Consider the following 9,433-nt stretch of genomic DNA (forward strand, 5'->3'; position numbering starts at 1 on the left):
TTAATAAAAGAAGCATATGAAAAAAAACATATAATTGATCTCTACCTCACTGCAAATATCGGTTAAATTTGCTACATTAATGCGCCTTAGCTGATACGTGCTAGAACTAATCGTCAGATTTTTTTGATTGGATTTGTGCAAAACCCTTGTACTTCAAATTTCTACCACCATAATATCGTCTGAGAAAAATTTATTTCACAAAGATTTAGAGAGTTTATATGTTGGCAAGTCTGATCGGAGGAATCTTCGGTACTAAAAACGAGCGCGAACTAAAACGTATGCGTAAAATTGTCGATAAGATTAATGCGCTCGAGCCGACGACATCTGCACTCAGCGATGCAGACTTATCTGCAAAAACTGAAGAATTCAAACAAAGATATAAGAAAGGTGAAAGCCTAGATAAATTAATGCCAGAAGCGTTTGCGGTGTGTCGTGAAGCAGCAAAACGTGTCATGGGTATGCGTCATTATGATGTGCAGCTCATTGGTGGTATTACTTTGCATGAAGGAAAAATTGCAGAAATGCGTACAGGTGAAGGTAAAACCCTGATGGGTACTTTGGCTGTATATTTAAATGCAATTAGTGAGCAAGGTGTTCATGTCATCACGGTCAACGATTACTTGGCACAACGTGATGCTGAATTAAACCGTCCGCTTTATGAGTTCTTGGGTTTAAGCGTTGGTGTAATCTATTCGATGCAATCACCGATAGAGAAAGCTGAAGCATATCGTTCAGATATTACTTACGGTACCAATAATGAATTTGGTTTCGATTATCTGCGCGATAACATGGTTTTCTCTATGGCTGAGAAAAAGCAACGTGGTTTGATTTATGCGATTATCGATGAGGTCGATTCGATCTTGATCGATGAAGCACGTACACCGTTGATTATTTCGGGTCAAAGTGATGACTCATCACAGCTTTATGTTGCAATCAATAGTATTCCACCGAAGTTGCATGCTCAAAAAGAAGAAAAAGTCGCAGATGGCGGTCATTTCTGGATTGATGAAAAGCAACGCCAAGTTGAAATGACTGAAGTCGGTTATGAAACTGTTGAAGATGAATTGATTAAAATGGGCTTGTTGGCTGAAGGCGAAAGCTTATATTCACCATCAAATCTAAATCTCGTTCATCATGTGTCTGCTGCAATTCGTGCACATTTCCTTTATCAACGTAATGTTCATTACATCGTACATGATGGTGAAGTAATTATTGTTGATGAGAATACTGGTCGTACCATGCCAGGTCGTCGTTGGTCTGAAGGTTTACATCAAGCCGTTGAAGCCAAAGAGGGCTTAGAAGTTCAACCTGAAAACCAAACTTTGGCAACTACGACATTCCAAAACTATTTCCGTTTATACAAAAAACTTTCAGGTATGACAGGTACTGCTGATACTGAAGCTGCGGAAATGAAAGAAATCTATGGTTTGGATGTGGTGCTTATTCCAACCCATCGTCCGATGATTCGTAATGACCAAAACGATTTAATTTATTTAAATCGTAATGGTAAATACAATGCAATTATTGAAGAAATTCAGAAAATTCATGAAGCAGGTGTTGCACCTATCTTGATTGGTACTGCAACCATTGAAGCATCAGAAATTTTATCTGATAAGTTGCGAGATGCAGGTATTACCCATGAAGTCTTGAACGCTAAACAACATGAGCGTGAAGCAGATATTATTGCTCAAGCAGGTTCACCACGTGCAGTAACCATTGCAACGAATATGGCTGGTCGTGGTACAGATATTTTGCTTGGTGGTAACTGGAAAGCAAAACTTGCCAAAATTGAAAACTATACTGCTGAAGACGAAGCTCGTCTTAAAGCGGAATGGGAACAAAACAACGAAATGGTGTTGAGTTCAGGTGGTTTACACATCATTGGTTCTGAGCGCCATGAATCGCGTCGGATCGATAATCAGTTGCGTGGGCGTTCTGGTCGTCAAGGAGACCCCGGTGTTTCACGTTTCTTCTTGTCATTAGAAGATGATTTGATGCGTATTTTCGCAGGTGATCGTGTTGTGGCAATGATGCGTGCGATGGGATTACAAGAGAATGAAGCCATTGAACATAAAATGGTGTCACGCTCTATTGAAAATGCACAGCGCAAAGTTGAAGCACGTAACTTTGATATTCGTAAAAATTTATTGAAATACGATGATGTAAATAATGAACAACGTAAAATTATTTATTCGCAGCGTGATGAAATCTTAGAGGAAAGTTCACTTCAAGATTATATTGAAGAAATGCACCGTGAAGTCGTGAAAGGTTTAATCGAAACCTATATTCCACCTGAATCTATCCATGATCAATGGGATATTCAAGGGCTTGAAAATGCATTGAATGAAGATTTGGGGATTAATCTTCCTGTAAATCAATGGTTGGAAGAAGATCGTCGTCTAGATGAAGAAGCCTTGGTTGAGCGTATTTCTGATGAGATCGTTACACGTTACCGTAATCGTCGTGAACAGATGGGGGATGATACTGCTGCGACACTTGAACGTCACTTCATGTTGGGTTCATTAGACCGTCATTGGAAAGACCATTTGGCTGCGATGGACTATTTGCGTCAAGGGATTCACTTACGTGGTTATGCACAAAAGAACCCTGAACAAGAATATAAGAAGGAAGCCTTCAATTTATTCGTCAATATGTTGGGTGTGATTAAGTCAGACGTGGTTACTGATATTTCTCGTGTGCATATCCCAACACCTGAAGAGCTTGCTGAAATGGAAGCTCAACAACAGGCTCAAGCTGAATCTATGCGTCTTAACTTTGCACATGATGAAGTGGATGGTTTAAGCGGTACGGTCAGTAATGAAATTGTTGATGCACAATTCACTGATAGTGATGAGGTTGTTGCACCAGAAAGCCGAAATGCACCTTGTCCTTGTGGCTCAGGTTTGAAATACAAACAATGTCACGGCAAAATCTAATTAGTGAATAGACCCTGAAAGTGTTACGAAAAAGCAGAACAATTGTTCTGCTTTTTTTACAAGTTATTACCATGCGTTAATTTTTATTGCAGGAAATGTGATTAAGTGGTATTAAGTTGCTCAATTGGAAAAGATCTTTGGGAAGATAATGAAAAAATTATTAAAACCTTTATTTGTTGCAACTTTAGCAGTTCCAGCATTGGCATTTGCAGATACAGCACCACAAACGACGACAGTGGAAAAAGTACAAGCTGCTACAGGCGCAGTGACAGCCCAAGCAGAAGTAAAAAATGAAACCACGACTGTAATCAGTCCACGTACTGGTATTCGTTATACTTTAGGTAATACAGGCGGACGCCCAATTATTTTAAAAACTGCGGCAATTGCTGCGGTAACACCGGCCACGATTAATCGTGTTGTTGCTTCGAATCCAGCCTTGTCAGTATCTAGTCAAGAAAAAGTAAAGCAAGCATTGTTGGCTGCAGATACAACAACTGCTATTCAACAGTGATACGTTGCTGATGTAAAGCCAGTATATTTACTGGCTTTTTTATTTTATATTCAAATGAATAAGCTTTTCTTATAGTAAAAATAAATAAGCATTTTAATAAGCTCGATTTTTATGGAGAATTCTAATAAGCTGTATTTTCATTTTAATTCATGTGGACATTTGAAAATGGCTGTTGGTGACGTGTCTATGCCGCATATGCATGTGGTACAAGGTGTAAAAATTGGCTCTGCTGAGGCGTATGTCCGTTATCCAAATCGACGAGATTTAGTTATTTTTGAATTTGCACAAGGTACCAATGTTGCGGGTGTATTTACCCAAAATGCATTTTGCGCAGCACCAGTTCATGTGTCGAAAGCGCATTTAGCACAAGCTAATCCGCGCTATTTGGTCATCAATACTGGAAATGCTAATGCGGGTACAGGCAAATTGGGCATGCAAAATGCACAATTGACCTGTTTAAAGCTTGCTGAGTTAGCGCAGGTAGAAGAATTTGAGGTATTGCCATTCTCTACAGGGGTTATTGGTGAACAACTGCCCATTGAGCGTTTAACGCAAGGTTTACAGCCTGCACTAAATAGTTTGAATGACTCCACTTGGACAGACGCTGCGACTGGGATCATGACCACGGATACTACACCAAAAGGCGCCTCAGAACAGTTCGAGCTTGATGGTATAACCTATACAATGACTGGGATTTCTAAAGGTGCAGGCATGATTCGCCCCAATATGGCGACCATGTTGAGTTTTGTTGCAACCGATGCGCCAATTGCACGAAATCTTGTGCAAAAAATGTTAAAAATTAGTGCAGACCAATCATTTAATCGGATTACTGTGGATGGTGATACTTCTACCAATGATTCATGCATCTTTGCTGCAACCGGAATGGCTGGTGGTGTAGAAATTAGCAGTGAAGATGATGCTCGTTATACTGTGGTCTTGGATGTTTTATCGCGTGTGATGAAGCGTTTGGCGCAACTGATTATTCGTGATGGGGAAGGGGCGACCAAATTCATTACTATCACGGTTGATGGTGGAAATGACACACAAGAATGCTGTGATATTGCTTATAGCATTGCCCATTCACCATTGGTTAAAACGGCAATTTTTGCGTCTGATCCAAACTGGGGGCGTATTCTTGCTGCGATTGGTTATGCTAGCGTGAAAGATTTGGATGTTGAAAAAATTCAAGTCTGGTTAGACGACGTGCAAATTTGTAAAGATGGTGGTGCTGCTGAAGACTATACCGAAGAAGCTGGTGCGCGTGTAATGTCACAGACAGAAATGACCATTCATGTAAACCTTGGTCGAGGGCAGGCCAAAGATACGGTATATACCTGTGACCTATCATATGATTATGTGAAAATTAATGCGGACTATCGTTCTTAATTACTGATTTTTTAAGGAGCCTCATTCGTGAGGCTTTTTTATAACAAAACATTTTTCGTGGTGAATTTATGTGCGCTAAACCGTACAATCAATTCACAAGTGTATAAACGCTAGCATGATGCCAGCGACAAGGAAAGAGAAGACCTCTTATGAATGATGCGAATAATTTAATTGCCAACGAAGCAAAATCGGTTGTGCAAGCGCATTTAGATCGTTTAGGTGAACCTAAGGACAATAGTCTGAGTCCAGTGGTAAAACAGCAGAAGTTTGCGCAAATTAAAGCTGAGTTGCAAAAAAACAATGCTGTTTTGGTGGCACATTATTATTGTGATCCAGATGTACAAGAACTTGCGGAAGCGACGGGTGGTTGTGTTTCTGATTCTTTGGAAATGGCACGTTTTGGACGTGATCATGAGGCAACTACTCTGGTTGTCGCTGGGGTTAAATTTATGGGAGAAACCTCAAAAATTCTTTCTCCTGAAAAAACAGTACTTATGCCAACTTTGGAAGCAACCTGTTCGCTTGATCTAGGTTGTCCTGTAGATGAATTTACTGCATTTTGTGATGCGCATCCTGAACATACTGTTGTGGTCTATGCCAATACCTCAGCAGCAGTTAAAGCACGTGCTGATTGGGTGGTGACTTCAAGTTGTGCTGTAGAGATCATTGAACACTTAGACAGTTTGGGCGAGAAAATTATTTGGGCACCAGACCAACATTTAGGCCGTTATATTCAAAAGAAAACTGGTGCTGATATGTTGCTTTGGGATGGTGCCTGTATCGTGCATGAGGAGTTTCGTGCCCGTGGTATTGAAAAGATGAAAGCACTGTATCCGAACGCAGCTGTATTGGTACATCCTGAGTCACCAGAATCAGTGATTGATATTGCGGATGCGGTGGGAAGTACTTCACAACTAATCAAAGCAGCTCAAACATTGCCACAAGACACTTTGATTGTGGCTACAGACCGTGGCATTTTCTATAAAATGCAACAAGCTGTACCGCATAAGACCTTGATTGAAGCACCTACAGCAGGTGAGGGTGCAACTTGTCGTTCTTGCGCACATTGCCCGTGGATGGCAATGAATGAATTAGATGGCATTTTGTCAGTTTTGCAAAAGGCTGATCAAGAAATATTCGTAGATGCAGCTTTGGCTGAACGTGCTAAATTACCTTTAGATCGTATGTTGAACTTTAGTGCTCAATTAAAACGATAGAAATTGTATAAAAAACATCTGAAATGTTTGATTAATATACATTTGACGTGTTTTTTTAACTTTTTTTCAAGATAGGTGTTGACGTCTTGTGGCGTCACGCCTAGAATGCACACCGTACCGCACGATGTGCGATACACAAAAGCTGAGATGAACGGAGCATAGCACAGCCTGGTAGTGCACCTGGTTTGGGACCAGGGGGTCGTAGGTTCGAATCCTACTGCTCCGACCAATTCTTCAAGGCAAGTTAATCTGTGATATTAGTATCATTGGTCATGCGCCTGTAGCTCAGTTGGATAGAGCATCCGCCTTCTAAGCGGATGGTCACAGGTTCGAATCCTGTCAGGCGCACCATATGTTGCTTGATACTATAGATCCTAAAACTTAATGTGACGGTGGATGTAGCTCAGTTGGTAGAGCCCCGGATTGTGATTCCGGTTGTCGTGGGTTCGAGCCCCATCATTCACCCCAATTCCCTTAAGTTTGTTGTAAATTCGGAGCATAGCACAGCCTGGTAGTGCACCTGGTTTGGGACCAGGGGGTCGTAGGTTCGAATCCTACTGCTCCGACCATTTAAGTATTAGCTTAAGTATAAATTATCCGCTTAGATGCGGTTTTTTTATGCCTAAAATTTGTGCTTGTCAACGAGTGTCAAATTCTATAGATCTAAAAAAAGATCTCCGTAGAGATCTTTTTCAATAAAGAGAAGATTATCAAGGAATAATAATCACAGCAACACGACGGTTTTCAGCTTTATTTTCTTCTGAATCATTTGCTTTAAGTGGCTGGTCAGCCCCTTTTCCAATCACTTGGATATTTTGTGGATTGAATTTTTGCTCAATAAATATATTTGAAACATTTTGAGCACGTTCTTTGGATAATTTTAAATTGTATTCAGGATTTCCGATATTATCGGTATGACCTACAATTTTAAGCTTATCGAGATGATATTTGTTTAATTGCGTGGCTAAACGAACCAATTCAGTTTGTCGCTCGGTATTAATATTCGATTCATTAAAACCAAACAATAAACGTTCTGGTAGTCCTAGACTCCAGCCTTCATCCGTTAATACAAAACCTTCTTTCTTGAGTACACGAGCTTGTTTATAGCTCAATCCACCTAGATTCATACAACCCGTAAGTGCTAGGCAGAGTATTGCAAGAATAGAAAGTTGTACGTTTTTTAAAGTCATAAAAACCCCCTAATATTATGAATGGTAAATAAACCAATGATGCTGTAAAGATTTTGCTTTGTACATGGCTTGATCTGCTTGAGAAATTAAGTCTTCTGGGCTTGATGCCTGACTAGAGATGGCAATACCGATACTAAAGCTAAAAGAAATCGATTGTCCTTTATAAATTAAAGGATCTTCACAACATTTAATCAGATTTTCCGCAATAGAGATGAGGTGTTCAATTTTAGAAATGGAACGTAATATAATTGCAAACTCATCTCCCGCAAGGCGCGCGACAAAATCATCTTGACGAATATGGCGTCTTAATCGTGAAGCCATTTCTTTTAAAACTTCATCACCGACCAAATGTCCATATTGATCATTAATGGCTTTAAAATTATTATTATCAATAAATAATAAAGCTAAATTCTCACGTTGATTGGTATCTTCATATAGATTACATAACACTTGATAAAAATAATTACGATTAGGTAATTCGGTTAAATGATCATGTTGAACTTGATAAGAAAGTTCACTATTCTCGTTTTGAAGATGGGTGTGCCAAGATTGAATTTCATCTAAGAGTTGGTTGAACACACTGTTTAAGTCTTGAAATTCTTTTACATCACTTTTGGGGAATCTTAAGTTGTATGCTTTCTGATTCCTTAATAGTTGTGCAATTTGTATAATCGGTAAAAATGACCCCATAATATGGCGATAAGTTAAGTTTACTGACCACCATACAGCAAAAACCATAAATAGCATGCCAAATGCTAAGCCCGTAAAAATTTTAAAAATAAACATTAAAATTTCATTGGAACTTCCATAGAGCACAACTTGGCCGACAAGCTTTCCTTGATGTTGCACGTTTAGCTTGATGGCATCTTTTAAAAAGATATGGTCAAAAAAGTTTTGAATATAGGAATAGTGTTCAACATTTTTTAGGCTTTCAGCAACTTTATGACCTTGATTATCATAAACCTCAATCAGACGTACTGAATGTTGAAAGGTATATTCATTGATAATCTGTGAAATCGCGATTCTATCAGAGAAGACTAGCGCAGGTTGAACACGTTCAGACACGGTTCGACTGATTAATAATAGGTTTTGTTTCGCATAAGATTCAACGGTAAATACTGAAATCGTGACAAAAGTAGACGTACTAATAAATAAAGTGATTGCAAAGGTCGTAAATTGAGATTTACGAAACAATGTTTGTAAGGAACTCGATTTAAAAAATTTATTCATCATTATTTTAATCCGAATTCTTTGCCAGCAATAAAACACGTGGATCAACATGTATTTTAGACTGAGCTAAACTATCTAAATTCACTTTAAAAATAGTATTTCCTGTTTTGTTGGTGGATAAGCAAAAAACGCTGCCAATTTCACATTCAGAATTACTTGAACTAAACGATAAAATAGATGAATTTAATGATTTCCCAATAAGGGCCTGTTCGGTTTGTGCTGAAGTATTCGAAAAAAATACCGCATCACAATGACGATTTTTTAGATCAGCGGAATGTATTGAATTTATATTAAAAGGAGACTTATTTGATTTGATATAAGCAGAAAATTGGTTTGCATAGGATGCATTATCAACGACGCACAATTCTGGATTAGGAGTGTTCCATTTGGCATAGCTTAATATAGACAATGTCATCATGAAAATATTATGTGACGAATTGGCTGAGGAATAGTTGCAACATAAGAGCAAAATTCCTAAACAGAAGCTTCTTCTATTTATAAAACGGGCCATATTCGACTTAATTTATTAAATGATAAAATTATTTCAAATAGTTTAAAGAAAAAAAACAAATATAAATAGCTTAAAATTTAAATAAAAACATGAAAGGGGTTGCTCTTATGATGAAAAAAGCGACAAAAAATAGCGGAAAAAGGACTTATTTTGCCATTTTGGTCGAAAAAATGTCCAACTGATAAAAAAATTTAAAAAAAGGGGTTGTGTTGAGTTGTTAATGCTGTAGAATGCACATCCATCGGCGGTGATGTTAAATAAAACTTCTGATAAATCAGGCACTTGATTAAGTTATTAAGATTTCGAATTGAGATTTTAAGATGAGATTGGAGTTGGGTTTATTAGAAAAAATAATTAACATTATAGATTGACTTTTTAGAGATAGAGAGTAGTATAGCCGACCTAGCTTGATGCTGACGAAGCATTGAGAAGATCATTAAGAGAATATGAAG

The 9,433-nt window shown here is 38.4% G+C and carries 7 protein-coding genes and 4 tRNA genes; 8 read left to right on the plus strand and 3 right to left on the minus strand.

Going from position 1 to position 9,433, the window contains the following annotated elements:
- Positions 1 to 218 precede the first annotated feature (218 nt).
- The 8 genes from secA (at position 219) to WFN33_RS17945 (ending at position 6,619) form a co-directional block, all read left to right on the plus strand.
- Positions 219 to 2,936, plus strand: coding sequence for a preprotein translocase subunit SecA (gene secA / locus WFN33_RS17910; RefSeq protein WP_336954390.1), 2,718 nt, complete (start codon positions 219 to 221; stop codon positions 2,934 to 2,936).
- A gap of 148 nt (positions 2,937 to 3,084) precedes the next feature.
- Entirely contained in the window at positions 3,085 to 3,447 is a 363-nt protein-coding gene (locus tag WFN33_RS17915) for a hypothetical protein (protein WP_336954391.1), read from the plus strand.
- Positions 3,448 to 3,612: 165 nt separating this feature from the next.
- Entirely contained in the window at positions 3,613 to 4,833 is a 1,221-nt protein-coding gene (gene argJ / locus WFN33_RS17920) for a bifunctional glutamate N-acetyltransferase/amino-acid acetyltransferase ArgJ (protein WP_336954392.1), read from the plus strand.
- A 149-nt stretch (positions 4,834 to 4,982) separates the two neighbouring features.
- Positions 4,983 to 6,050 (plus strand): quinolinate synthase NadA, encoded by a 1,068-nt coding sequence (gene nadA, locus WFN33_RS17925; protein ID WP_336954393.1) that lies wholly within the window; start codon positions 4,983 to 4,985, stop codon positions 6,048 to 6,050.
- 152 nt (positions 6,051 to 6,202) lie between these two features.
- Positions 6,203 to 6,279, plus strand: a tRNA-Pro gene (locus WFN33_RS17930).
- A gap of 45 nt (positions 6,280 to 6,324) precedes the next feature.
- A tRNA-Arg gene (locus WFN33_RS17935) sits at positions 6,325 to 6,401 on the plus strand.
- Positions 6,402 to 6,442: 41 nt separating this feature from the next.
- A tRNA-His gene (locus WFN33_RS17940) sits at positions 6,443 to 6,518 on the plus strand.
- A 24-nt stretch (positions 6,519 to 6,542) separates the two neighbouring features.
- Positions 6,543 to 6,619, plus strand: a tRNA-Pro gene (locus tag WFN33_RS17945).
- A 141-nt stretch (positions 6,620 to 6,760) separates the two neighbouring features.
- On the opposite strand, the gene WFN33_RS17950 is transcribed toward WFN33_RS17945, so the two are convergent.
- The 3 genes from WFN33_RS17950 to WFN33_RS17960 are packed head-to-tail and all read right to left on the minus strand — an operon-like array spanning position 6,761 to position 8,981.
- Positions 6,761 to 7,240: an OmpA family protein gene (locus WFN33_RS17950; RefSeq protein ID WP_336954394.1), complete on the minus strand. Its 480-nt coding sequence runs from the start codon at positions 7,238 to 7,240 to the stop codon at positions 6,761 to 6,763.
- A 15-nt stretch (positions 7,241 to 7,255) separates the two neighbouring features.
- Positions 7,256 to 8,473, minus strand: a complete 1,218-nt coding sequence (locus tag WFN33_RS17955; RefSeq protein ID WP_151958163.1) for a sensor domain-containing diguanylate cyclase — start codon at positions 8,471 to 8,473, stop codon at positions 7,256 to 7,258.
- Between the two features lie 4 nt (positions 8,474 to 8,477).
- Complete coding sequence (locus WFN33_RS17960; protein WP_442892816.1) at positions 8,478 to 8,981, minus strand: YfiR family protein; 504 nt, start codon at positions 8,979 to 8,981, stop codon at positions 8,478 to 8,480.
- Between the last annotated feature and the right edge of the window lie 452 nt (positions 8,982 to 9,433).

The organism is Acinetobacter sp. AS167, from assembly GCF_037152175.1.
In the GTDB taxonomy this organism is placed as follows: Bacteria; Pseudomonadota; Gammaproteobacteria; order Pseudomonadales; family Moraxellaceae; genus Acinetobacter.